We start from the raw sequence: 24,425 nt of genomic DNA on the forward strand, positions 1-24,425 counted from the left end.
TTCGGACAGCTGCCGAGCGCATTGCCTCACCCGGTGGCGATGGACGACGCCTGGCTCGATGCCGAGTCCCCTGATCGGACGACGAGACCTTCTCCGCGCTTCATCTGCTCGACGCTCTCCGCGAGATCGACGCGTTCGGCGAGTGCCTGTTCACTGAGGCGGTACCACGCGGCTTCGAGCAGGGTGCGATCTCGGCCCTTCGCCTGCAGGTCTCGCACGAGCTGTAGCACCTCGTACAGGCGTTCCGCGTCCAGCAGGAGGTCGCCGGATGCGGGTGCCAGGAGTCCTTCCCCGGCCCAGGCTTCCACGGTCTTGCGGCTCACCTTCAGCAGCCGAGCCGCGGTGGCGACGCTGACCGGTTCGCACTCCTGGACGGCTCCATGAGCCACTTCCAGAATCTCGGCGATGTTCTCCTCGCCGGCTACCGCTTCCAGGCGTTCGACCCTCTGGAACAGGCGGATCACGCGAGTCTCTTCGGCCGCAGCTGTCATGGCGACATCTTCGGCCATCCGACGTCCGCTTACGCACTGCTTTTCGGGAAGCCGGTGAGGTCGCGGACTGCGACGATCTGGCCCTCGCTCTCCTCGCCGGTCAGGTGGAAACCCAGGGCTCGGTAGAACGGGGCGGGGCCGCCGGCTCGGGGCTCCCACGTCACGTAGGCGTGGGTTTCGCCGCGGGCGCGCAGTTCGGCGCAGACCGCCTCGACCGCGTACGTGCCGTAGCCCTTGCCCTGGTGGGCCTGGTCGATGTTCAGGCGCCACAGGCCGGAGCGCAGGTCGACGCCGGGTTCGTCGTTCCACGGGATGCGGATGAAGGCCATCACGAAACCGACCGGCTGGTCGCCGTCGACGATCAGGCGGGGCCAGGCGTGCGCGGGGTGGACGTACGCCTCGGCCAGGGATTTGACCACTGATGCGACGAGGTCCTGCTGGTCGGGGCGGACCGTGATGGCCAGGGCCGAGTCCAGGTTCGCCGGGTCGATCTTCCGTAGTTCCACCGAACGAAGGTTACCGATGCAGATGGAAGGAGGCGATCTCCTCGACGCGGGCGCGGGTGATTCCGGCTAGTTGTTCCACCGCCAGCGGGTGGCCGGTCGGTTCCAGTTCGATGTACGGCAACTGCCCGACGGCCCGGGTGTGTACGTTGGTCCGCAGGTTGAGCGTGGACGGCTCGTACCCGGCGATGATGTTGGAAAGCCACCCGAAGTAGGGCGGTTCGGCTTCTCGCCCGGGTTGTTCCCACACGTCGACGGCCCGGGTGAAGTTGGGCCGGCTCAGTGACACCCACATGCTGTATGTGAACACGTCCCCGGTGTCCCACACCGGCAGTTCGATCAGGCCCCGGACGAAGAACTGTTCTCCGCTGATCACGCACAGGTCCGCATCCAGGAGGCAACCTTCCTGGCTGGCCATCTCCGGCCGCCAGAAATCCGGGGCCGGTGCCGCGAAGCTGAGCGGCGGGCCGTCGTGCGTCTCTCCGCACGTGCCGCAGGAGAACTGCTCGGTGCTCATGGCCGGGAAGCATACGGCCGTGACCGCGTGTGATCAGCGGTGCGTTCAGCCGGTCGGGCGGATCTGGGCGAAAAACGAATGATGCTACTTATGGGTGGTATCTCTGAGTCGAGCCTCGGAGGTGACGTTCCATGAAAGCACCGCTGCCCGACAACGAGATCGAGCGGTTGGCCGCTCTGTACTCGCTCGACATCCTCGACAGCCCGCAGGAGAAGGACTTCGACGACATCGTGGCGCTGGCCGCCAGTGTCTGTGAGGCCCCGATGGCCATGGTCAGCCTGGTCGACGCGGACCGGCAATGGGCCAAGGCCCGAACCGGGACGGAGTTGATGGAGACCTCGCGGGATGTGTCCTTCTGCGCCCACGCCATCCTTGAACGCGACCTGTTGCTGGTCCCGGACGCCCAAGCGGATCTGCGGTTCGCCGACAATCCGCTGGTCACGGCCGAGAACGGGGTCCGGTTCTACGCCGGTGCGCCGCTGATCACCACTGACGGGTTCGCGCTCGGCACCCTCTGTGTGGCGGACACCGTGCCCCGTCAGCTCGACGTGGAGCAGCAGCAGGCCCTGCGTGCGCTGGCCCGGCAGGTCACTGCCCAACTGGAACTGCGTCGGTACGCCGTGGCGCTGGCCAACACCACGGCCCGGCTCCAGGCGCTGGAACGGCGCAAGGACGACCTGGCCGGGCTGGTCAGCGGGGAGCTGCGGGCGTCGTTGCGGCTGATGTCGGCGTACCTGGACCGGCTCGGTGACACCGGCTATCACGACGCCGAGATGGCCGAACTGGTCGGCCGGGCCACCGCGGCGCACGTGCGGGGTTTCCGGGAGCTGATCGACCACCTCACCACCATGGCCGACGCCGGGCTGGGCGTGGAGAGCCTGCACATGCGGCAGTGCGATCTGACCCGGGTCACCCAGCGGGCGGTCGAGGCGGTCCGCCCGATCGCGGCCAGCAAACACATCTGGATCCTGAACCAGGCCGGCGGCCCGGCGCTGCCGATCATCGCCGATCCGGTGCGTCTCGAGCAGGTGCTGACCCACCTGCTCTTCGCCGCGGTCAAATACACCCCGGAGGGCGGCCGGGTACGGGTGGGCACCGAGATGGAATCCGGGCCGACCGTGCGCCTGGACGACATGGACCTGCCCGACGGGATGCGCCCCGACCTGTTCCCGCACCTCTACTACGGGGCGATCGCGAACCCGGGGGACATGCCCGGACCCGACCGGGGGCTGGCCGTGGCGAAACGGATCCTGGACGCTCACCATGCCACGGTGGCCCTCTCCGACCGGCCCGGCGACGGGACCTCCTTGCACGTGGTCTTCCCGTACGCGGAGTCGATCCCCAGCGAACTGATCAAGGACCTGGCGGCGGCGTGAGGGGACCACGCGACGGCGTGATAGGTGTGACCGGAACCCGCCCTCGATCGGCTGCAGTTCGATCGAGGGCGGGCGACCGTGGTGCCAGTCCGGCCCGGTTGAGTTTGTGCCAGCGCAGCCGACCGCCGGTCAGGGCGGTGGTGGCCGACTGGAGCAGGACCAGGTACATCAACTGCCGGTAGGCGAACTGCTGCAACGGCAGTCTCAGCAGCGGCCGGTACGACTCCCGGTCTAAACGGAACGCCACCGCCGCAGTGAACAGTTGCAGGGCCAGCATGCCGAACCAGGCCGCGACGGTCTCGCCCAGCTCCCAGAAGACCAGGCCGTAGACGAGCATGATGTCGACGACCGGCGCGAGCATCGGTAGCGCCAACCCGAACAGCGCCAGGAACGGCAGCCCGACCCGCCCGAATCGTCCGGACGGCCCGGAGTCGAGCAGCGCCCCACGGTGTTTCCACATCGCCTGCATGGTGCCGTAGCTCCACCGGTACCGCTGCCGGTACAACTGCTCCATGGTGGTCGGCGCCTCGGTCCAGGCGCGCGCCTTCTCCTCGTAGACGACCCGCCACCCGGCCCGGCACATCGCCATCGTGACGTCGGTGTCCTCGGCCAGGGTCTCGTCGCTGACCCCGCCGACCTGGGCGAGTGCCGTCCGCCGGAACGCGCCGATTGCCCCCGGCACGGTCGGCATGCAGTTCATCACCTCGTACAGCCGCCGGTCCAGGTTGAAACCGATCACGTACTCGATGTGCTGCCAGAGCGCGACGGTGGTCTCCCGGTTGCCGACCTTCACGTTGCCGGCCACCGCGCCCACCGTCGGGTCGGCGAACGGCTGGACCAACAGGCGCAGTGAGTCGGGTTCGAAGACGGTGTCGCCGTCGACCATCACGATCAGGTCGTGCCGGGCCAGGGCCACCCCGGTGTTGAGGGCGTTCGGTTTGCCGCCGTTGGGCACCCGGACCACCCGGACGTTCGGCAGCCGCATCCGGTCGACGAGATCGGCGGTGCCGTCGGTGGAGCCGTCGTCGACGACCACCACCTCGATCCGGGTGTGATCGCCGCCGGCCAGGGACCGGACCGCGGCCTCGATGCCCTCCTTCTCGTTGTAGGCGGGCACGATCACCGAGACCGGTTCGGTGACCGGTGGCCCCCACGTCCAGGCCGGGCTGCGGCGCTGCCGGGCGTTGCGGGTGGCGAGGACCAGCAGCAGGAGGGTACGGCCGACGGTCAGCGTCCCCACCACCAGGAACAGCCCGGCGATCAGGGCGACCAGGCCGTCGGCGAGGTTGACGGTCCAGATCAGCGCGGTGCCCCGCCACTTGTCGGATCCGGGCGCGGCCGGGTTGAGCGGCAGCGGCGAGTGTGTCTTCGCGGCCTGACCGGCAATGGTCAGGTTGAGGCCCTCGGTGACGGTGGTGAACCGGTAGCCGCGAGCCTTCATCCGCGGGATGAACTCGTCGAGTGCCGCGACGGTCTGCGAACGGTCCCCGCCCGCGTCGTGGAAGAGCATCACCGCCGACCGGTCGCCGGCCGGGGTGGCGTTCTGGATGATCTTCTCGACGCCGGGCCGTTTCCAGTCCTCGCTGTCGGTGTCGTTGACGACGACCAGGTACCCGAGTGCCCCGGCCTCCTGGACCAGTCTCCAGTTCACCTCGTCGATCGCCGCGTTCTTCGACGAGTAGGGGAACCGGGCCAGGTGGGTGCGCGCCCCGGTCGCCTTCGCGATCGCCATCTGGGTCTGCGACAGCTCCAGCTCCCGCCGCCACGGGGCGAGCCGCTGCATGTTGGGGTGGGTGAAGGTGTGCAGACCGAGTTCGTTCCCCCCGGTCACGATCTCTTTCGCGATCGTCGGGTGCCGGGCCACCTGGGAGCCGACCACGAAGAACGTGGCGTGCGCGTCATGTCTGCGCAGCACGTCCAGGATCTTCGGTGTCCACGCCGGGTCGGGGCCGTCGTCGAAGGTGAGCGCGATGGTGCGGTCCGGCAGGCGGCTGGTGCTCTCCTGCCCGCCGGTGGTGTTGATGATCGGCCCGCCGTCGAGGATCGCGGGCGGCACCGCGGCCTGGTCGCCGACCTCGCTCTCCACGTGGTCGCCGGTGAATTCGGCGTTGATGTAGGCCTGCACGACCAGCACCGACAGGAACGATGCGGCCAGCAGCACGCCCAGGAGCACCCGGGGGCGGGGCAGGACCCGGCGGCGGGCGATCACGGGGCCGCCCCGGTGGCGGTGGGTTCCGGTGCCGCTGAGCTGTGGCTCGGCTCCGGTGACCGGCTCACGCTGGCGGACTCGAGCGGTTTGGTGACGGCCGGGCTCGGCGACCGGGAGGCCGACGGTTTCGGTCTGGGTGTCTTCGACGGGGTGACCGAAGCTTTGCGCGACGTCGGGACGGTGGCCGGCCGGCGCTGGGCGGGGGTGCGCGTCGCTGATTCGACGGTTCTGGTGGCCGTCGCAGTGACGCTCGGCTTCGGGGCCGGTTTCGGCGTGGACTCGGGCTCCGGGTCGTCGTCCTCCAGCCCGGGCAGCGGCAGGATGGCGCTCGAACTGATCGGTCCACCGGCCAGGCTGACGCTGATCAGACCGGCGTATCCGATGAGGACGACGCCGAAGGCCAGGGCGAGGCGCCTGAGGATCCGGCTGCGCCGGCCGGTGGAGTCCACGAACACCGGTGCGGGCTCCGGAACAGCGATCACTTCTGTATCCGGGGCATGGGAGTCGATGTTGTGCGAAGTCACTCGGCGAAGCTTATGAACATTTATTGCGATCTTGGCACACATCACTCACAAGGGTGACTGCCGACCGATTGTAAGAAATGGGACGAAATGGCGACGTGGGGAGTTTGTCCCGGTGGGGGGCGTCTGCCGTGATTCGGCTGAGCTGCGTGACGCTAGCGGGTCGGAAAGGTTACGCCCGTACCCCCCGCAATTTTCTGTCGTGTTCCCGACTCTATTGCTGAGCGATTTTCGTGAATTAGTTAAAGCGATAAGAGCGTTAAGTGGCTGATGTCCGAAGCCCTGAGGCCGCAGCGGTGACCCGACAATCTTGCCCGGCTACCCGTTGTGCACACCATCTCACCTCGTTAAGCTGCTGGTGCGCGCCCCAATCGCCCGCTTCCCCCGTGGCAGGCGATCGGGGCGCGCCCTATTTCCCGGGCCCTGGTTTCGCGGGCCTAGATCCAGCGCCCGCCCAGCCACATGCGCACCGACCAGTCGTCGTAAGGCATGAGCGTCCCCACGAACACCGGGTAGAAGTAGGCGAAGCAGAGCGCGACCAGTGCGACGAAGGTCGACGCCACCACGGTCCCGACGATCTGCCGGTCCGATCGTTGAGCTCCGGCCACCATCCCGGCCGGTGGCGTCATGATCGCCCCGAGGGCGTAGACCACCGCCAGGATCAGGAACGGCAACGCCGGCATCGCGTAGAACGCGAACATCGTCCGGCCGTCCTTGACCGCGAAGTAGAACCACGGCAGCAGCCCGGCCACCACGCCGGTGATCATGGCGTAGGCCCGCCAGTCCCGCCGGGTGATGCCGAACCAGGCCACGATGCCCAGCGCCGGCAGGAACGACCACCACAGGATCGGCGTGCCCAGCAGCAGGATCTCGGCCGCGCAGCTGGTCGCGCCGCAGGTGCCGGTGGAACTCCAGTAGAACGCCACCGGCCGCCCGAGCAGCAGCCACTGCCACGGCCAGGACTGGTAGGTGTGTTTCTGGGTCAGTCCGGTATGGAAGTTGAACGCCTCGGAGTGGTAGTGGGCCAGGTTGAGCAGCGCGCCGACGATCGGCGGCTCACTCCACCCGTTGTCCGCCCGGTAGTGCCGGAAGTAGCCGTCGTCGGTCACGAACCAGCCGGTCCAGCAGGCGAAGTAGACCAGGATCGCGATGCCGAAGCTGAGGATCAGCCAGCCGAAGTCGCCGAGGATGCCCGCGATGATCGGACCGCGCACTCCGGCGGACCGCCGCGCCTGCGCCCGCCAGACGATCACCAACGCGGCCAGGAACGGCGCGAAGAAGAGCGCGCTCCACTTGACGCCGCACGCCATGCCGAAGGTGACCCCGGCGACCAGCAGCCACCACGGCACGAACCGTGGCAGGTGCGGTGTGGTGTCCGGGTCGTAGCCCCGCTCCAGGGCCCGCTGCCAGCCGCGCCGGTAATGATCCCGGTCGAGCAGCATCGCGGCGAACGTCATCAGGATGAACAGTGCGATGAAGATGTCCAGCAGCGAGGTGCGGGACAACACCATCTGGAAGCCGTCCAGGGTCATCAGCAGACCGGCGGTCGCGGCCAGCACGATGGACTGGAACATCCGATAGGCGATCCGGATCAGGACCAGCACCATCAGAGTCCCGGCCACCGCGGTGGAGAACCGCCAGCCGAACTCGGTGTTACCGAAGAAATACTCGCCCACCGCGATGAGCCATTTGCCGAGCGGTGGGTGCACCACGTACGCCGCGCTGTTGCTCTTCTCGTCCCATTCGACGCCGTGCTGGAGCATGTCCCAGGCGTCGGTCGGGTAATACACCTCGTCGAAGATGTAACCCTTGGGCCGGTCGAGACCGGAGAACCGCAGAATCCCGGCGACCACCGTGATGAGCACGGTGACCAGCCACGAATACGGGTCGAAGCGCTGGTCCAGCGTCGACAGGCGACGCCGGACGATGTCGGGGATGACACGCACGCCCGGCGACTCCGCCCCGGCGGGGGAGTCCGCGGTAGGGGTGTCTGTTTCAGCTGTCGCCGCCGTCGTCACCCCGCGATCGTAGGACCTGCCGCTGAGAACGGATGCCCGCCATCGGCGCGTCCTGGCATGTGATGGACTTTTCCGATGTCGGATACACGAGAAACCGGTGGCCGGGTCGTTCTGGCGGGCGCTCCGCTGGGCAACACCGGGGACGCCTCCGCCCGGTTGCGCGAAGTCCTGGCCTCGGCGGATGTCGTCGCGGCGGAGGACACCCGCCGCCTGAGCCGGCTCGCCAAGGACCTCGGTGTCACGGTGAGTGGGCGCGTCGTCTCGTACTTCGAGGGCAACGACGAACGCCGGACCCCCGAACTCGTCGAGGCCCTGCGCGCCGGCTCCGTCGTGGTGGTGGTGACCGACGGCGGCATGCCGAGCGTTTCCGACCCCGGTTACCGGCTGGTCCGGGCCGCGCTCGACGCCGGGTTCCCGGTCACCTCGGCACCCGGCCCCAGCGCCGTGACCACCGCGCTCGCCCTCTCCGGACTGCCCAGCGACCGGTTCGTCTTCGAGGGCTTCCTGCCCCGGACCGGCTCCAACCGCCGCTCCCGCCTGCGGGAACTCGCCGCCGAACAGCGCACGCTCGTCTTCTTCGAGGCGCCGCACCGGATCACCGGCGCGCTGGAGGACCTGGCGTCGATCTTCGGCGCCGACCGGCCCGCCGCCCTCTGCCGCGAGCTGACCAAGACCTATGAGGAGATCCGGCGGGACACTCTGGGCGCGCTCGCCGCGGGTGCCGCCGAGGACCCGCCGCGCGGCGAGATCACCCTGGTGGTGGCGGGTGTGCCTGCCGGTCCGCCGACCCCGCCGGACGACGGCGAACTGCGGGCGGCGGTGGCCGAGCGGGAGGCCGCCGGCCAGACCCGGCGCGACGCGATCCAGACGGTGGCCGACGCTTACGGTCTGCGCAAACGCGAGGTCTACGCCCTGGTTCACGAGAAACCCTGATTCTGGTACGCCTACCGAACGGTCCCGTGGCGGTCCGCGCGGGGCCCGGCGCGGGGCCCGGGCCGGGCCGCGACCGCCGGGCGTGAGCGTCGGGTCACCGGCATCCCGCCGACGTCCGGACCCCCGCCCCGGCCCGGCCCGGCTCAGTAGGCGGCGATCAGGAATCCGCCGAGCAGCAGGACCGGGCCGAGGAAGCTGGCGATCACCGCACCGCGCCGGGCCGGGCGTGACGGCATCCGCCGGGCCCCGGTCGCCACCGTGATGCCGTACCCGCAGATCAGCACGAGCAGGAAGCCGATCCCCCAGCGCAGATGCGTGAGCGCCCCGGTCGTCGCGGTGTAGACCTGGTCACTGCTGGGGCTCACCATCCGGGCCGGCGCGATCGCCCCCGGCTGCCGTCCGTCGCCGGAGATCCCGAGCAGGGTCACTCCAGCGACGATGAGACTGCCGTCCGTGGTGGCGAACCGCCCGGTGCACTGCTGGGTGAGGCCGTCCCCGTCGCATCGGGTGGTCGTCGCGTACCCGGCGTCGCCGTGTCCGACGGCCAGCCAGAACGGTTCCGCGCTGACCCACCCGAAGAAGGCCGCCAGCAGGCTCAGCAGCACCAGTGCGCCCAGGGCGGTCACCGGGTTGCGGGCCGGCGGCCGGTGCCTGCTCCGGGGTGGCTCGTAGTCGGTCCGCTGCTCGGCGGCCCGGCGTTCCTCCTCACTGAGCCAGAACGGCGAGTTCTCCATCCGCTCCAGCCGGGCCGTCACCTCGGGCGACCCGGAGACCTCGGGCAGGGGCGTCACCCCGGGCCGTGGACTCTCCACGGACTCGACCGGCGGTAGTGGTGTGGGTGCCTCGCCGGGTCGTGGCTCGATGATCATCAGCTCGCCGGCGGTGGTGAGCGGCGGGTTCTTCGGTGCGGGACGCTCCAGGGGCAGACTCAGCGATTCGGTGACATAGGTCCACGGGTCACCCGGACTGGCAGGTGTTTCCCCTGGTTGAGGCGGGTTTCCGGTCACCAGCTCATTGAACGCCCGCGAACTGCGGTGAGCACGTCACTGATCGGGCGTGTCGGGACAAATCGACATGCCAGCGCGGTAGGGGGTTATCCGTTCGCGGATCGCACCGGGGGGTCACTACGCTTGGTTTCCATGAGTCACGTTCTCGCCGCGGTCGCCTGGCCCTACGCCAACGGCCCGCGCCACATCGGTCATGTCTCCGGCTTCGGGGTGCCCTCCGACGTTTTCAGCCGGTTCATGCGGATGTCCGGCCACGACGTGCTCATGGTGTCCGGCACCGACGAGCACGGCACCCCGATCCAGGTGCAGGCCGACGCCGACGGAGTCACCCCGCGTGAGCTCGCCGACCGCTACAACCGGGTGATCGTCGAGGACCTGCACGGTCTCGGCCTCTCCTACGACCTGTTCACCCGCACGACGACCCGTAACCACTACGCGATCGTCCAGGAGCTGTTCGAGGGGCTGCACCGCAACGGCTACATCGTCGCCCGCACCACCCTGGGCGCGATCTCCCCGTCCACCGGCCGCACCCTGCCGGACCGTTACATCGAGGGCACCTGCCCGATCTGTGGCTACGACGGCGCCCGCGGCGACCAGTGCGACAACTGTGGCAACCAGCTCGACCCGGAGCAGCTGGTCAACCCGCGGTCCCGGATCAACGGGGAGACCCCGAAGTTCGTCGAGACCGAGCACTTCTTCCTCGACCTGCCGGCGTTCGCCGAGGCGATCGGCGGCTGGCTGGACCACCGGGAGAACTGGCGGCCCAACGTCCTGAAGTTCTCCCGCAACCTGCTCGACGACCTCCAGCCCCGGGCCATCACCCGCGACCTGGAGTGGGGCGTGCCGATCCCGCTGGACGGCTGGCGGGACCGCAACGACAAGCGGATCTACGTCTGGTTCGACGCGGTCATCGGTTACCTGTCGGCGTCGATCGAGTGGGCCCGCCGCTCCGGCGACCCGGAGGCCTGGCGGCAGTGGTGGTCGGCCGACTCGCAGGGCAAGGACGCGCTCGGTTACTACTTCATGGGCAAGGACAACATCGTCTTCCACTCGGTGATCTGGCCGGCGCTGCTGCTCGGCTACTCCGGTGCGGGCGACAAGGGCGGTCAGGCCGGTGAGTTCGGCAAGCTGAACCTGCCGACCGAGGTGGTCTCCAGTGAGTACCTGACGATGGAGGGCAAGAAGTTCTCCTCGTCCCGCCGGGTGGTCATCTACGTGCGTGACTTCCTGGAGCGCTACGACGCGGACGCCCTGCGCTACTTCATCGCGGCGGCCGGTCCGGAGTCCAACGACACCGACTTCACCTGGGCCGAGTTCGTCCGGCGCAACAACGACGAGCTGGTGGCGGGCTGGGGCAACCTGGTCAACCGTTCGGTCTCGATGGCGGCGAAGAACTTCGGCGTGATCCCCGCGGCCGGCGAGTTCACGCCGGAGGACCTCGCCGTGCTGGAAGCGGCGAAGACCGGGTTCACCACGGTCGGCGAGCTGATCGGCAAGCACCGGCAGAAGGCGGCGATCGGCGAGGCGATGCGGGTGGTCGCCGAGGCGAACAAATACCTGTCCGAGCAGGCCCCGTGGAAGCTGAAGTCCGATGAGGACAAGCCGCGGCAGGCGACCGTCCTGCACGTGGCGCTACAGGTGATCAGCGACGCCAACACGCTGCTGACCCCGTTCCTGCCGCACTCCGCGCAGAAGGTCTTCGAGCTGCTCGGCGGTGAGGGCGTGCACGCCCCGATGCCGCGGATCGAGGAGGTCGAGGATCTGGACGGCGGCCCCGGTTACCCGGTGCTCACCGGTGACTACACAGTGGGTGCTCGTTGGGAGTCGGTGCCGCTGGTGGCCGGGACTCCGCTGGCGACGCCGACGCCGATCTTCCGCAAGCTCGATCCGTCGGTAGTGGAGGAAGAGCTGGCCCGGCTGGGCGGCGACGAGTCCTGACCTGTTGTTTCGTTCCACCGATGCCCGTCGGCGCGTACTGCGCCGGCGGGCATCGTCGTCGATGTGGCGGCGATCACTTCCGGTGATCGTTTAAGGGATTGATGGTCGTGTGTGGATCGGGTATCGTCACTGCGCCACGGGGGAACGGGGGCGTTTCATCGGTACCGGTTCGTAACGGCGCTGGTTCTTCGTGTGGCTCCCACTGTTCGAAGGAGTCTCCTTGAAATCACGTCTCATCCGGCCGGCGCTGGCTGCACTGGTCGGTGGCGCGATCGTCGCCGGCGGCGCGGTCTACGGCTCGCCGGCCCTTGCTGAGGACCCGTCCCCGGCCGTTTCCGAGTCCGAGTCGGCCTCCCCGTCGCCCAGCGAGTCCGAGTCCGAGTCGTCGTCCCCCTCGCCGTCGGTGAGTGAGTCCGAGTCGGAGTCCGCCTCCCCGTCGCCGTCGCCGAGCGAGTCGTCCGCCGCGCCGTCGCCGAGTGTGAGCATCAGCCCGAGTTCGAGCCCGAGTCCGGACAAGGACACCAAGGGCCCGACCAAGGCCAACTTCAAGCTGAACTACACGGCGGTCTGGCTCGGCCAGGTCGTCACGTTCACGCAGACGGCTGCCGACCTGGCCGACCCGACCGACGCGACCGCGAAGCTCTCCCGGGTGGTGAACTGGGGTGACGGCACGACGACCCCGCTCGCGGCGAGCACCACGACCGTTCGGAAGACGTACTCCCGCAAGGGGTCTTTCAAGGTCGTCGTCACCGTCACCGACCCGGCGGGCAACCGCCTCGTCACCCCGGCCAAGACCGTCGCGGTGACCACCGCGACCGGCACGGTGACCCTGAGCAAGAAGACCGTCTACCACGGTCAGCCGTTCACCATCACGACCAAGAAGATTCCGGCGGGGGCGACCTACTTCCGGATCGACTGGAGTGACGGCTGGGCCTCGCTGCACAAGGCCAAGAACGGTGCCGCCATCACCGGCCGGGTGCTCTACCAGTGGAAGTGGGACGCGGCCCAGGGCGAGTACGTCCGTGTCGGTGGCAAGATCGCCGGTAAGCGGGCCATCAAGATCTCCTGGTACAACGCCAAGGGTTACAGCGTCAACCAGGGCGTCGGCACCCTCAACGTGCTGAAGGACTCCTCGCGGCCGGCGCTGACGATCACGAAGCCGTCAGCGGCGAACAAGGCCAGCTCCTGGAAGACCATCAAGGGAACTGCCTCGGACAAGGGCTCCGGCGTCTCCTACGTCTACATGACCGTGCAGCGGGCGACTTCGACCGGCAAGTACTACTGCCTGACGAAGGCCAAGAAGTGGAAGCGTGTCTACTCCGACACCGACGTCTGGAACTACTGCTACAGCGCGGGCGTCCCGGCCAAGATCGTCAAGGGTAAGTGGTCGGTGACCATCCCCGCCGGCATCACCAAGAACCAGATGATCCTCGTCGACGCGTGGGTGTACGACAACGCGGACCTCTACCGCGACAAGTCCCGCGAGGCCACGATCACCAGGAACTGAACCGCGGACCTAGGTCCTTCGTTCGATGCCCGCCGAGCCCGATGGCTCGGCGGGCATCGCCGTCCGCAGGATTGATCATGCCGCTGACCTCGGGTACCTTCGCCGAAACCGCGGGGAGACGTGGGTGTTTCGTCGTGTGATCCACCCGCGAAGGAGCCCCGTTGAAACCACGCCTCGCCGCACTGATGGCTGCCGCGCTCAGTGGTGTGGTGGTGGCCGCCGGCGTCGTGTCCACCACCCCGGCCGCTGCGGTCTCCACGCACATGAATCTCCGCGCCGACGAGTCCGGCGAACCGAGCGACTCCGCCGAGCCGAGCGAGTCGGGCGACACGTCGACCGCGCCGGACCCTGAGCAGACCGAGCCGAGTGCGAGCCCGTCGAGCAGCGCGCCGAGTCCCGAGCCCAGCAACGGACCCAGCAGCGGATCACCCGGGTCGTCGAGCGGCTCGCCGAGTGCCGTCCCCGGCGACGTCACACCGCCGACCGGCACTTTCCGGCTCAACGCCACCGGACTCTGGCTGGGGCAGCAGGTCCGCTTCGAACAGCGCGCCGGTGAGTTCAGTACGGACACCGTCAGCCGGGTGATCAACTGGGGCGACGGCAGCACCACGCCGCTGCCGGCTGGGACCACTGCGGCCACCAAGCAGTACGGCCGGGTCGGCTCCTATCCGGTCACCGTGGTTCTCACCGACCGGGCCGGCAACCGGTCGAGCATCACCGCCAAGACGGTGCGGGTGACCACTCCGGCCGGTAAGTGGGCGCTCAGCCGTACCAAGGTCTATCAGGGTGTGCCGTTCTCGGTGAACGTGCCGGCGGTGCCGTCCGGGGCCACCCGGATCCTGATCGACTGGAGCAACGGCAAGACCGTGCAGTACACCGCCCGCAAGGGCGCGTTCACCAACGACATCCTCTACAAGCCGGGCACCAGCACCCGGATCAGCGGCACCCAGACGGTGCGGATCTCGTTCGGCAATGCCAACGGCTGGAGTGCCTACCAGGGCGTCGGGCGGATCAACGTCCTCGCCGACCGGACCCGGCCCAGCCTGACGATCACCAAGCCGTCGGCACCGAGCCGGATCGCGTCGTGGAAGACGGTCCGGGGAACCGTCGCCGACAAGGGCTCCGGTGCGCCGTACGTCTGGCTGACCGTCGCCCGTTCCACCAGCGCCGGTAGGTTCTACTGCCTCACCCCGGCTCGCAAATGGAAGCGCTACACCACCGACGCCCAGTTCTGGGACTACTGCGCGAAGGATGGCGTCCGGGTCACGGCGAGCAAGGGCAAGTGGTCGATGAAGGTGCCCGCCGGAGCCACCAAGGGACAGTTCCTGGTGTACGCCTGGACCTACGACTGGGCCGACAACCTCACTCAGAAGTCCCGCCAGGCCGCCCTGACCCGAAGTTAGATCTGGTAACCGATGTCGGCGATGTGGTGGTCGGACAGTTCGTCGACCGCCGCCCACGACTCGTAGATGCCCCGCTCGTAACACCGGGCGCCGGTCGCGCTGATCGTGTCGGCGTCCGGGTGGAGCAGCCGCAGCCGGGCCCACGTCTCGTCACGCTGCAGCACCCAGCAGTCGGCACCTCGCCAGCGGGCCTGCTCGGCCCGGCGGCTCAGGGTCTGCACCGGATAGCGGGCGGCCCGGGTCAGCGCCCGCACCCGGAACTCGCCGGGCGGATCGGCGACCGCCTCGTACTCGTTGTCGTCGATCCGGCCGACCAGCCGGGCCGTGCCGGAGGCGGTGCACGGGACGTACTCCCGATCCGGGCTGCCACCGGGGATCTCGCCGAGCAGACTCCGCCAGCGCGGTCCGGCCAGCCGCAGCCAGCCGTGCTGTTCCGGCTGGTACGTGTAGAGGACGACCTCGTCGCCGCCCGGCACGGACGCCAGGATCTGTGCGTTCGCCGTCAGCGGCAGATCCGCGAAGCCGGCCGTCACGTACTCCGGGATCAGATCGTCGGCACTCGGGGTGAAACCGGTGCCGAGCACCATCGCGCCGACCCGGGAATGCCCCGGCAGCGCGGCCAGCCCCGGATGGGCCGGAGCCGCCGGGATCTCGTAGTCCAGCGGATCGACAGCCCGCCAGCGCAGCGCGAACGACACCTGACCGTCGGTCGCGCCGTCGGTGCGCAACAGGGCCAGATCCTGAGGTTCGCGCAGGTGGGCGATGTCGCAGGAGCGGTAGCAGAATCCGTACGGCAGCCAGCCGCCGAGATGCCCGGCGACCTGGGCCGGGGAGAGGATCTTGGTCATCCGGGTGCCCCGGCGGATCGCCGCGGTGGCCCGGATCGCGTGTAGCACCGGATCCTCCCGGTACCCCGCCGACTGACTCATCGACTGCACCTGATGCCAGTTCAGGTCACGGCGCAGCGGGGCCGTCAGCGGTGGGTCGAGCGGGTCGGCACCTATCTCACTGTCCTCGCCGGTCACGGTCACGCGGCGCAACCTAAACGACCGTGGTGGACCCCGGGTGAACACGCGGTTACCGAAAAACACGCCGTGCACAATGTCTCACATGTCTACCCCATCGGCGTCGCGCCGCACGAAGGACTCCCGTCGATCCGGGGAGTTCCCGCCGGCGCCCGAGCCGCTAGCGGTCCCGGTCTTCGACAGCCACACCCACCTCGACCTGACGGTTCAGGAGGCGGGCGTGCCTGGCGACGGCGCCGGTGACCCGGTCGAGGCGCTCATCGCCGCCGCAGCCAAGAGCGGCGTGGACCGGCTCGTCCAGGTGGGAGTGGACGTCACCTCCTCGGTCTGGGGCGCCGACCTGGCCGAGCGGCACGGCTCGGTGCTGGCCGCGGTGGCCCTGCACCCCAACGAGGCGCCGCGGCTCGACGACCTGGACGAGGCGCTGCGGGTGATCGAGGCGCAGGCGGCCCGGCCCCGAGTGCGGGGCATCGGGGAGACCGGGCTGGACACCTTCCGGACCGGCGAGGACGGCCGGGCCGCGCAGGAGCAGAGTTTCCGGGCCCACATCGCCATCGCCAAGCGGTACTCCAAGGCGCTGATCATCCACGACCGCCAGGCGCACGCCGATGTGCTGCGGGTGCTCGACGAGGAGGGCGCGCCGGACCGGGTGGTGCTGCACTGCTTCTCCGGTGATGCCGAGTTCGCCGCCGAGTGTGTGCGCCGTGGCTATTTCCTGAGCTTCGCCGGCACGGTGACCTTCGCCAGCGCGGTCAACCTGCGCGAGGCGGCCGCGATCACCCCGCCCGCGCAGATGATGGTGGAGACCGACGCGCCCTACCTGACGCCCACGCCGTACCGGGGCCGGCCCAACGCGTCCTACCTGGTGCCGCTGACCATGCGGGCACTGGCCACCGCCTCCGGCACCGACCTGGACACGCTCTGCGCCACGATCTCCGCCAACGGCGACGCGGTCTTCGGTAGCTGGGCGTAGCCCAGCCATCCCTTACCGAACAGGTGTCGGCGTGTCACCGTAGGCTCTCGGCATGGCGGATGTGCTGAACCATTTTCAACCGGGTGACGAGCCCGTCGACGACGGGCCGGTCCGGCCCCGTCCCGGTGAAAAGGGTTCGCTGCTCGGCCCGGCGGAGATCCGGGAACTGGCCGCCCGTCTCGGCGTCACGCCGACCAAGAAGCTCGGCCAGAACTTCCTGCACGACCCGAACACCATCCGGCGCATCGTCACCGCGGCCGGCCTGCGCCCGGACGACGTGGCCCTGGAGGTCGGGCCGGGTCTCGGTTCGCTGACGCTGGGCCTGGCCGGGGCGGTGCGTCACGTGCACGCCGTGGAGATCGACCCGACGCTGGCGAAGGCCCTGCCGGAGACGGTCGCCGTCCCGCACCTGACCGTGCACCTGGCCGACGCGCTGCGGGTGACCGCCGAGCTGTTCGATCCGGCGCCGACGATGCTGGTGGCGAACTTGCCGTACAACGTCGCGGTCCCGGTGGTCCTGAACCTGCTGGCCGGGCTGCCCTCGCTGCGCGGCGGCCTGGTGATGGTGCAGAAGGAGGTCGCCGACCGGCTCATCGCCGGGCCCGGTTCGAAGGTGTACGGCGTGCCCTCGGTCAAACTGGCCTGGTACGCCCAGGCGCGCTCGGCCGGGAAGGTGCCGCCCGCGGTGTTCTGGCCGGTGCCCAACGTGGATTCCGGCCTGGTCGCGTTCACCCGGCGGGAAGCACCGGCCGGTGCCGCCCGCGCCGACGTGTTCGCAGTGGTGGACGCGGCGTTCGCCCAGCGGCGCAAGACGTTGCGGGCCGCGCTGGCCGGCTGGGCCGGTGGCCCGGACAAAGCGGAGTCGGTGCTGCGTGCGGCCGGGGTGAGCCCGCAGGCGAGAGGCGAGGCGCTCACCGTCGGCGAGTTCGTCGCGATCGCCGCGGCAGCGAGACAACTGGGGTACGGCGGTAAGCTCACCCGGTCCGACGTGCAGCCCGAGGAGATGAGTTCATGACCGCGCCGTTCGAGATCGAGCTGCCGATCCGGGACATCACTCCGTGACGGAGGCTTGGGGACCGGGCGACGACGAGCCCCGCCCGCACCGTGGCCCGGTCAAGGTGCGCGTCCCGGCGAAGATCAACCTGCACCTCGGGGTGGGCCCGCTGCGGCCGGACGGCTTTCACGAGCTGAACACCGTCTACCACGCGATCAGCCTCTTCGACGAGCTCACCGCCCGGCGCGGGGACACCCTTGCGCTGACCATGGAGGGTGAGGGCACCGGCGAGCTGGCGCTCGACGAGTCGAACCTGATCATCCGGGCCGCCCGGGCGCTGGCCACCCGCGGCCGGGTGCCCGCCTACGCCCGGCTGCACCTGCGCAAGAGCATCCCGCTGGCCGGTGGCCTGGCCGGCGGCAGTGCCGACGCGGCAGCCACCCTGATCGCCTGTGACCTGCTGTGGGGTCTCGGCATGTCCCGTGACGACCTGGCCGAGGTGGGCGCCGACCTGGGTTCGGACATCCCGTTCCTGCTGCACGGCGGCACTGCTCTGGGCACCGGCCACGGCGAGACGGTCAGCCCGATCCTGGCCCGGCCGACCACCTGGCACTGGGTGGTGGCGATCGCCGATGAGGGCCTGTCCACCCCGGCGGTCTATCGCGAGCTGGACCGGCTGCGCGACGACTCCTGGCCACCTGCCCCGCTGGACGGCCCGGACCGGCTGATGACCGCGCTGCGCCAGCGTGACCCGGAGGTGCTCGGTGCCGCGCTCGGCAACGACCTCCAGCCGGCCGCGCTCTCGCTGCGCCCGCAGCTGGCCGACGTGCTGAAAGCGGGTCACGAGGCGGGTGCGATCACCGGTCTGGTCTCCGGTTCCGGCCCGACGGTCGTCTTCCTGACGGCCGACGCGGCGCACGCGCAAGAGGTGGCGGCCGGCCTGACCGCGGCGCAGGTGTGCCGGACCGTGGTCACCGCCCGGGGACCGCAGCCGGGCGCGCGGGTAATCTAGAACCCATCGTGGCCAACATCATCAACCTGGACCGGGTCAGCAAGGGTTATGGAGCTGCCGGTCAGCTGCTCACCGACGTTTCTCTCGGGCTGGACGACGACGCCCGCATCGGGATCGTGGGTCTCAACGGCGCAGGTAAATCGACCCTTCTCCGCATGCTCGCCAAGACTGAGGAACCCGACTCCGGCCGGGTCACGCATCGTCGTGACCTGCGCGTCGCGTCGCTGCCACAGTCCCTGACACTGGCCGGTGAGGCGACCGTCCGGGACGTCGTGCTCGGCACCGCCTGGCTGCCGCAGGGCATGGGCGCCGAGCACGAGTGGGCCGGTGACTCCGGGGTGCGCACCATTCTCGACGGTCTCGGCATGGGCTATCTCGGGCTGGAGACGCCGGTCGGGCCGATGTCCGGTGGTGAGCGCCGCCGGGTCGCCCTGGCCGCTCTGCTGGTCCGGGAGAGCGACCTGCTGATCCTCGACGAGCCCACCAACCATCTGGACGTCGCCGGTGTCGACTGGCTGGCCAAGCACCTGGTGACCCGGCGCGGCGCGCTGCTCGTGGTCACTCACGACCGCTGGTTCCTGGACGAGGTCTGCACCTCGACCTGGGAGGTCGTGGACGAGGAGGTGCACAGCTACGACGGTGGTTACGCCGCCTGGATCCTGGCTCGTGCCGAGCGCCAGCGGGTCGCCGCCTCGATCGAGGCCCGCCGGCAGAACCTGCTGCGGAAAGAGATCGCCTGGCTGCGCCGGGGCCCGCCGGCCCGGACGTCGAAGCCGAAGTTCCGGATCGACGCGGCGAACGAGCTGATCGCCGACGTCCCGCCGGTGCGTGACCAGGTCAGCCTGCAACGGCTGGCCACCACCCGGCTCGGCAAGCAGGTCTACGACCTGGAGCGGATCGACCTGAAAGCCGGTCCGAAACCGATCTTCCAGGATCTGACGTGGCAGGTCGGCCCGGGTGACCGGATCGCGATCCTGGGTGCCAACGGCGCCGGCAAGACCACGCTGCTGCGCCTGCTGGCCGGGGTCACCACCCCGGACGGCGGCCGGCTGGTCACCGGTTCGACGGTCAAGGCGGCGTTCCTCTCCCAGGAGCTGAAGGAGCTGCCCGGCCACCTGCGCCTGCTGGAGGCGGTGGAGGAGGTCGCCAAGCGGGTCAAGCTCGGCGACCGGGAGCTCTCGGCCGGTCAGCTCGCCGAGGTGTTCGGTTTCACCGACAAGCGGATCTGGACCCCGGTCAGTGACCTGTCCGGCGGTGAGCGCCGGCGGCTGCAGATGCTGCGGCTGCTCGCCACCGAGCCCAACGTGCTGCTGCTCGACGAGCCCACCAACGACCTGGACACCGACACCCTGGCCTCGCTGGAGGACCTGCTGGACTCGTGGCCGGGCACGATGGTGGTGGCCAGTCACGACCGATACCTGGTGGAGCGGGTCACCGACAAGGTGTTCGGCATGTTCGGTGACGGCCGGATGGTGCACCTTCCCGGTGGCATCGACGAATATCTGGCTCGGGTGACCACGCCGGGTGCCCCGGTCGTACCAGCCAGGGGTGGCTCGGAAGCGGCGCCGGCCGCGCCCGGTCTGTCCTCCGGTGAGTTCCGCCAGGCCAAGAAGGATCTGGCGAAGCTGGAACGGCAGATGACCAAGCTGACCGAGAAGGAAGCCAAGATCAACGAGAGCTTGGCGGCACACGGCAGCGACTACGGCAAGATCGTCGAGCTGGAGGCTCAGCTCAAGGCGGTCAAGCAGGAGATATCCGACACCGAGGAATCCTGGCTGCTGCTCGCGGAACAGGTGTCCGAAAGCTGATCCGGGGGGTGTGCCTGCGCCGCTTGTCGGGGATACGCGAGAATCTGCACGAAGACACCTGACCTTGGAGACGGAACCATGGCGCACACCCCGGTCAATCACCCGCTTCGGCCGATCTACCGGATCGTCGGATTCGTCACCGGCGCCTACCTGGTGGCGTTCGGGCTCATCGGGTTCATCGCGACGTCCGGTGAGCCTTTCAGCGGGCCCGGCGGACAGGCGCTCGGCCAGGGCAGCAATCTGCTGTGGTCGATCATCGTGCTGGCGGTCGGTGGCATCGTCCTGCTCGGCACCGCGATCGGCCGCAACCTGGACGTCCGCATCGATCAGTTCCTGGGCTGGGGCCTGCTGGTCCTCGGCTCCTTCTCGCTGTGCGTGCTGCGCACCGACGAGGTGAACTTCTTCGGTTTCACGATGTCCACGGTGATCGCCACCTACCTGGCCGGCCTGCTGCTGATCACGGTCAGCCTGTACAGCAAGTCCGCCCCCCAGTCGAAGGCCGGCGCGCCGCGCCAGGTCCGCGAGGGCCGGACCGCCTGAGACCGCCGATCGCCGGGTCCGTTCAGCGGACCCGGCGGGTCTGCAGCCCCGGCTTCGGTTCCAGGTGGGACAGTCCGTTCCAGGCCAGGTTGACGAGCTGGGCGGCGACCATCTCCTTCTTCGGTGGTTTGCGCGCCTCCCGCCACCATTGCCCGACCAGTGCCACCATCCCGACCAGCGCCTGTGAGTAGAGCTCGGCGAACTTCGGGTCCAGCCCTCGGCTCTTGAACTCGGCGCCGAGGATGTGTTCCACCTGGTGCGCCACGTCGTTCATGACACTGGAGAAGCTGCCCGACGCGGACAGCAGCGGCGAGTTGCGGGTCAGCACCTGGAAGCCGTGCGGCTCCTCGTCGATGTAGTCCAGCAGCGCCAGCGCCGCCTGTTCCAGCAACTCCCGCGGGTGGCCCGCGGTCAGCGCGGTGGTTATCCGGTCCAGCAGGGCCCGCACCTCACGGTCGATGACCACTGCGTAGAGGCCTTCCTTGCCGCCGAAGTGCTCGTAGACCACCGGTTTGGACACTTTCGCCCGGGCCGCGACCTCCTCGACACTGGTGGCGTCGAACCCCCGTTCGGCGAAGAGCTGGCGGCCGACTGTGATCAGCTGCTCGCGGCGCTGAGCAGCCGGCATCCGGACCCGCGGCGCGGCCGTCCGCCATTGCTTTTCGCTGCTGTCGCCCTTCTCCGTCACCCGGCCATCCTGCCATCGGGGGGTGTCGTCATCCGACAGACATCAACCGCTTATCGCGATCGGGCACCGGGGCGCTAGTCTGTCTCCAGCAACATTCGGCCGTGGTGTAATTGGCAACACCTCTGGTTTTGGTCCAGATATTCCGGGTTCGAGTCCTGGCGGCCGAGCAATTCTTGTGGTGAGCCCCGATGGCTGTGGGTGGAGATGACACCACCCACGCATGATGCCAATGCGATCGATGGAGATACCGCGTGAGCCAGGCCCCCAGCCGTACCGTCGTCGTTCTTGCCGCCGGAGAGGGCAAGCGGATGAAATCCGCGACGCCCAAGATGTTGCAGCCGCTCCTCGGCCGCACTCTTCTGGGGCACGTGCTGGCCGTCGCGCCGGCGATCGGCGCCGACCGCACCGTGGTCGTGGTCGGGCACAAGGCCGACGAGATCGGCGCGTTCGTCGCCGAGGTCGCGCCCGGCGCCACTCCGGTGCTGCAGGCCGAGCAGAACGGGACCGGGCACGCGGTGCGCATCGCGCTGGACGCCACTCCCGATCTGACCGGCACCGTGGTGGTCCTCAGCGGTGACGTGCCGCTGCTGCGCGCGGAGACGGTGGAGGCGCTGCTCGCCACGCACGAGAAGGCCGGTGCCGCCGCGACCGTGCTGAGTGCCGAGGTGGACGTGCCCGGCGGGCTGGGCCGGATCATCCGGGGCGCTGACGGCAACCTGGAGCGGATCGTCGAGGCCAAGGACGCCAGCGACGAGCAGCGGCGGATCCGGGAGATCAACTCGGGGATCTACGTGTTCGACGCGGCGCTGCTGCGCGAGGCGCTGGGCAAGCTCTCCACCGACAACGCGCAGGGCGAGGAGTACCTCACCGACGTCTTCGGGATCTTGGCCTCCCAGGGGCACCCGGTGGCGATCGAGGTGGCCGAGTTCGCCTACGAGACGCTGGGCTGCAACGACCGGGCCGAGCTGGCGAAGCTGCGGGTGCTGATGCGCGACCGGGTGAACGAGGCCTGGATGCGCGCCGGGGTGCTGCTGCTGGACCCGGCGACCACCTGGATCGACGTGACCGCCACGCTGGAGCCGGACGCGGTCGTCGACCAGAATTCGCAGATCCTCGGCACCAGCTCGGTGGCGACCGGTGCGGTGATCGGGCCGGACACCACGCTGATCGACACCGCGGTGGCCGAGGGCGCCACCGTGCTCCGGACCCACTCGATCGGTGCGCTGGTCGGGCCGCAGGCGACCGTGGGCCCGTTCTCGTACCTCCGTCCCGGCACCAAGCTGGGCCGCAAGTCGAAGATCGGCGGCTTCGTCGAGGCGAAGAACGCCGAACTGGGTGACGGCGCCAAGGTCCCGCACCTGACCTATGTGGGTGACGCCACGATCGGGGCGAAGGCCAACATCGGCGCCGGCACGATCTTCGCCAACTACGACGGAGTGAAGAAGCACCACACGACCGTGGGCGAGGCGGCGTTCGTCGGCTCGGACTCGGTGCTGATCGCGCCGGTCGAGATCGGCCCCGGGGCGTACGTCGCGGCCGGTAGCGCGGTGCAGAAGAACGTCGGCGCGGGTGAGCTCGGAGTGAGCCGGGCGCAGCAGCGCAACATCGAGGGCTGGGTCGCCCGCAAGCGTCCCGGAACGGCTTCTGCGGAAGCCGCGTCGAAAGCCGCAAATATCACCCCTGAGCAGGAGTGATCCAGTGGGGGTGAGGCATCCCACCCGGGAGCCTCGAAACGTGGCGGTTACGTTCCCGCAAGGGATACTTCACTGCGAACCCACCCCCTGAGCAACGGGAGCAGCGAGCCGATGGGCAGCATCGTCGCCGAGAACCGTAAGAGTCTGATGCTTTTCTCCGGCCGGGGTTTCCCCGAGCTGGCGGAGGAGATCGGTCAGGTGCTCGGCGTGGCACCGACGCCGTCGGACTCCTACGAGTTCGCCAACGGGGAGATATTCGTCCGGTTCAAAGACTCGGTGCGAGGCTCGGACGCGTTCGTCGTCCAGTCGATCACCGAGGGCGTGAACCGGTGGGTCATGGAGACCCTGATCATGGTCGACGCACTGAAGCGGGGGTCGGCCAAGCGGATCACCGTGGTGCTGCCGTTCTATCCGTACTCGCGGCAGGACAAGAAGCACCGCGGCCGGGAGCCGATCTCCGCGCGTCTGGTAGCCGACCTGCTGAAGACGGCCGGTGCCAACCGGATCCTCACGGTCGACCTGCACACCGCGCAGATCCAGGGCTTCTTCGACGGCCCGGTGGATCACCTGTTCGCGATGGACATCCTCGCCGACTACGTGCAGAAGAAGTACGCGGGCCGGCCGATGACCGTGGTGGCCCCCGACTCGGGCCGGGTGCGGGTGGCCGAGCGCTGGACCGACCGGCTGGGTGGCTGCCCGCTGGCCTTCATCCACAAGACCCGCGACCCGATGAAGCCGAACCAGGTGGTGGCGAACCGGGTGGTCGGTGAGGTCGAGGGCCGGGTCTGCCTGATCGTCGACGACATGATCGACACGGGTGGCACGATCGCCAAGGCCGCCGACATCCTGTACCAGGAGGGTGCGGCCGACGTGATCGTGGCCTCCACCCACGCGCTGCTCTCCGACCCGGCCACCGAGCGCCTTAAGAACAGCCGGATCAGTGAGCTGGTGGTGACGAACACGCTGCCGCTCGCCCCGGAGAAGCAGCTCGACAAGATCACTGTGCTTTCGATCGCCCCGCTGCTGGCTCGGGCGATCCGTGAGGTGTTCGACGACGGCTCGGTGACCACCCTGTTCGGTGGTCTGAGCTGACCCGCGACCTCTGGTAACACCCACCCCACTGGTGCAACTTGCATCAGTGGGGTGGTTTTTTCGCAGGCGTCGCGAGCCGGGCGGACCCGCTGACCAATGCACGATCGTGGCAGGTAAGCTAGTACGGTTGCCACGGCGAGGGTGCTTCGTGGGCTGTTGAGGTTCGCAGTCCGCTC

Annotated in this window: 21 protein-coding genes and 1 tRNA gene; 13 read left to right on the forward strand and 9 right to left on the reverse strand. The window is 69.1% G+C overall.

All coding sequences use genetic code 11. From position 1 onward, the window contains the following. Nucleotides 1-26 precede the first annotated feature (26 nt). Genes BLU81_RS37270 through BLU81_RS37280 form a run of 3 tightly spaced genes read right to left on the reverse strand, consistent with a single transcriptional unit; the run spans nt 27 to nt 1,511 of the window. Complete coding sequence (locus tag BLU81_RS37270; protein WP_157751963.1) at nt 27-491, reverse strand: hypothetical protein; 465 nt, start codon at nt 489-491, stop codon at nt 27-29. 29 nt (nt 492-520) lie between these two features. Then, complete coding sequence (locus BLU81_RS37275; protein ID WP_092552297.1) at nt 521-997, reverse strand: GNAT family N-acetyltransferase; 477 nt, start codon at nt 995-997, stop codon at nt 521-523. Between the two features lie 10 nt (nt 998-1,007). Continuing rightward, a complete protein-coding gene (locus BLU81_RS37280) occupies nt 1,008-1,511 on the reverse strand; it encodes a DUF2199 domain-containing protein (protein ID WP_092552300.1) in 504 nt (167 codons plus the stop codon). A gap of 131 nt (nt 1,512-1,642) precedes the next feature. Between BLU81_RS37280 and BLU81_RS37285 the strand changes: the two genes are divergently transcribed. Then, on the forward strand, nt 1,643-2,887 hold the full coding sequence (locus BLU81_RS37285) for a GAF domain-containing sensor histidine kinase (protein ID WP_092552303.1): 1,245 nt from the start codon (nt 1,643-1,645) through the stop codon (nt 2,885-2,887). On the opposite strand, the gene BLU81_RS37290 is transcribed toward BLU81_RS37285, so the two are convergent. The 3 genes from BLU81_RS37290 to BLU81_RS37300 form a co-directional block, all read right to left on the reverse strand. Then, nucleotides 2,865-5,096 carry a bifunctional polysaccharide deacetylase/glycosyltransferase family 2 protein gene (locus BLU81_RS37290; protein ID WP_092552307.1) on the reverse strand — a complete coding sequence of 744 codons (2,232 nt, stop codon included), beginning with the start codon at nt 5,094-5,096 and terminating at the stop codon, nt 2,865-2,867. The two genes, BLU81_RS37285 and BLU81_RS37290, sit on opposite strands and share 23 nt — an antisense overlap. Further along, nucleotides 5,093-5,620, reverse strand: coding sequence for a hypothetical protein (locus tag BLU81_RS37295; protein ID WP_157751964.1), 528 nt, complete (start codon nt 5,618-5,620; stop codon nt 5,093-5,095). The genes BLU81_RS37290 and BLU81_RS37295 overlap by 4 nt, the downstream gene beginning before the upstream one ends. Before the next feature lie 434 nt (nt 5,621-6,054). After that, on the reverse strand, nt 6,055-7,635 hold the full coding sequence (locus BLU81_RS37300; protein WP_092552312.1) for a dolichyl-phosphate-mannose--protein mannosyltransferase: 1,581 nt from the start codon (nt 7,633-7,635) through the stop codon (nt 6,055-6,057). A gap of 75 nt (nt 7,636-7,710) precedes the next feature. On the opposite strand from BLU81_RS37300, the gene rsmI reads away from it, so the two are divergent. Continuing rightward, a complete protein-coding gene (gene rsmI, locus BLU81_RS37305) occupies nt 7,711-8,568 on the forward strand; it encodes a 16S rRNA (cytidine(1402)-2'-O)-methyltransferase (RefSeq protein WP_092552315.1) in 858 nt (285 codons plus the stop codon). A 143-nt stretch (nt 8,569-8,711) separates the two neighbouring features. On the opposite strand, the gene BLU81_RS37310 is transcribed toward rsmI, so the two are convergent. Then, nucleotides 8,712-9,575, reverse strand: a complete 864-nt coding sequence (locus BLU81_RS37310; protein ID WP_092552318.1) for a hypothetical protein — start codon at nt 9,573-9,575, stop codon at nt 8,712-8,714. A gap of 132 nt (nt 9,576-9,707) precedes the next feature. Here BLU81_RS37310 and metG point away from each other — a divergent pair, with 132 nt between their 5' ends. The 3 genes from metG to BLU81_RS37330 all read left to right on the forward strand — a co-directional run bounded on the left by metG (nt 9,708) and on the right by BLU81_RS37330 (nt 14,423). After that, the gene (gene metG, locus BLU81_RS37315) at nt 9,708-11,513 is read left to right on the forward strand and encodes a methionine--tRNA ligase (RefSeq protein WP_092552321.1); all 1,806 of its coding nucleotides are present in this window, start codon (nt 9,708-9,710) and stop codon (nt 11,511-11,513) included. A 220-nt stretch (nt 11,514-11,733) separates the two neighbouring features. Next, on the forward strand, nt 11,734-13,020 hold the full coding sequence (locus BLU81_RS37325; protein WP_157751965.1) for a PKD domain-containing protein: 1,287 nt from the start codon (nt 11,734-11,736) through the stop codon (nt 13,018-13,020). A gap of 161 nt (nt 13,021-13,181) precedes the next feature. Beyond that, nucleotides 13,182-14,423, forward strand: coding sequence for a PKD domain-containing protein (locus BLU81_RS37330; protein WP_157751966.1), 1,242 nt, complete (start codon nt 13,182-13,184; stop codon nt 14,421-14,423). Here BLU81_RS37330 and BLU81_RS37335 read toward each other — a convergent pair. After that, on the reverse strand, nt 14,420-15,454 hold the full coding sequence (locus BLU81_RS37335) for a hypothetical protein (protein ID WP_092552333.1): 1,035 nt from the start codon (nt 15,452-15,454) through the stop codon (nt 14,420-14,422). The genes BLU81_RS37330 and BLU81_RS37335 overlap by 4 nt on opposite strands. 70 nt (nt 15,455-15,524) lie before the next feature. Between BLU81_RS37335 and BLU81_RS37340 the strand changes: the two genes are divergently transcribed. The 5 genes from BLU81_RS37340 (at nt 15,525) to BLU81_RS37360 (ending at nt 20,775) form a co-directional block, all read left to right on the forward strand. Then, nucleotides 15,525-16,421 carry a TatD family hydrolase gene (locus tag BLU81_RS37340; protein ID WP_231953703.1) on the forward strand — a complete coding sequence of 299 codons (897 nt, stop codon included), beginning with the start codon at nt 15,525-15,527 and terminating at the stop codon, nt 16,419-16,421. Between the two features lie 52 nt (nt 16,422-16,473). Then, on the forward strand, nt 16,474-17,436 hold the full coding sequence (gene rsmA, locus BLU81_RS37345) for a 16S rRNA (adenine(1518)-N(6)/adenine(1519)-N(6))-dimethyltransferase RsmA (RefSeq protein ID WP_092552339.1): 963 nt from the start codon (nt 16,474-16,476) through the stop codon (nt 17,434-17,436). Nucleotides 17,437-17,479: 43 nt separating this feature from the next. After that, nucleotides 17,480-18,427, forward strand: a complete 948-nt coding sequence (locus BLU81_RS37350; protein WP_092552342.1) for a 4-(cytidine 5'-diphospho)-2-C-methyl-D-erythritol kinase — start codon at nt 17,480-17,482, stop codon at nt 18,425-18,427. Between the two features lie 8 nt (nt 18,428-18,435). Beyond that, nucleotides 18,436-20,235 carry an ABC-F family ATP-binding cassette domain-containing protein gene (locus tag BLU81_RS37355; RefSeq protein ID WP_092558187.1) on the forward strand — a complete coding sequence of 600 codons (1,800 nt, stop codon included), beginning with the start codon at nt 18,436-18,438 and terminating at the stop codon, nt 20,233-20,235. A gap of 78 nt (nt 20,236-20,313) precedes the next feature. Beyond that, on the forward strand, nt 20,314-20,775 hold the full coding sequence (locus BLU81_RS37360; protein WP_092552345.1) for a DUF4383 domain-containing protein: 462 nt from the start codon (nt 20,314-20,316) through the stop codon (nt 20,773-20,775). Nucleotides 20,776-20,797: 22 nt separating this feature from the next. Here BLU81_RS37360 and BLU81_RS37365 read toward each other — a convergent pair whose 3' ends face one another. Then, entirely contained in the window at nt 20,798-21,403 is a 606-nt protein-coding gene (locus BLU81_RS37365) for a TetR/AcrR family transcriptional regulator (protein ID WP_092558189.1), read from the reverse strand. Nucleotides 21,404-21,558: 155 nt separating this feature from the next. Here BLU81_RS37365 and BLU81_RS37370 point away from each other — a divergent pair. The 3 genes from BLU81_RS37370 (at nt 21,559) to BLU81_RS37380 (ending at nt 24,249) form a co-directional block, all read left to right on the forward strand. Beyond that, a tRNA-Gln gene (locus BLU81_RS37370) sits at nt 21,559-21,630 on the forward strand. Nucleotides 21,631-21,714: 84 nt separating this feature from the next. Further along, nucleotides 21,715-23,157, forward strand: a complete 1,443-nt coding sequence (gene glmU / locus BLU81_RS37375) for a bifunctional UDP-N-acetylglucosamine diphosphorylase/glucosamine-1-phosphate N-acetyltransferase GlmU (RefSeq protein ID WP_092552348.1) — start codon at nt 21,715-21,717, stop codon at nt 23,155-23,157. A gap of 111 nt (nt 23,158-23,268) precedes the next feature. Further along, nucleotides 23,269-24,249 (forward strand): ribose-phosphate diphosphokinase, encoded by a 981-nt coding sequence (locus BLU81_RS37380; protein ID WP_092552351.1) that lies wholly within the window; start codon nt 23,269-23,271, stop codon nt 24,247-24,249. Nucleotides 24,250-24,425 lie beyond the last annotated feature (176 nt).

The sequence above is a fragment of the Actinoplanes derwentensis genome (assembly GCF_900104725.1).
In the GTDB taxonomy this organism is placed as follows: Bacteria; Actinomycetota; Actinomycetes; order Mycobacteriales; family Micromonosporaceae; genus Actinoplanes; species Actinoplanes derwentensis.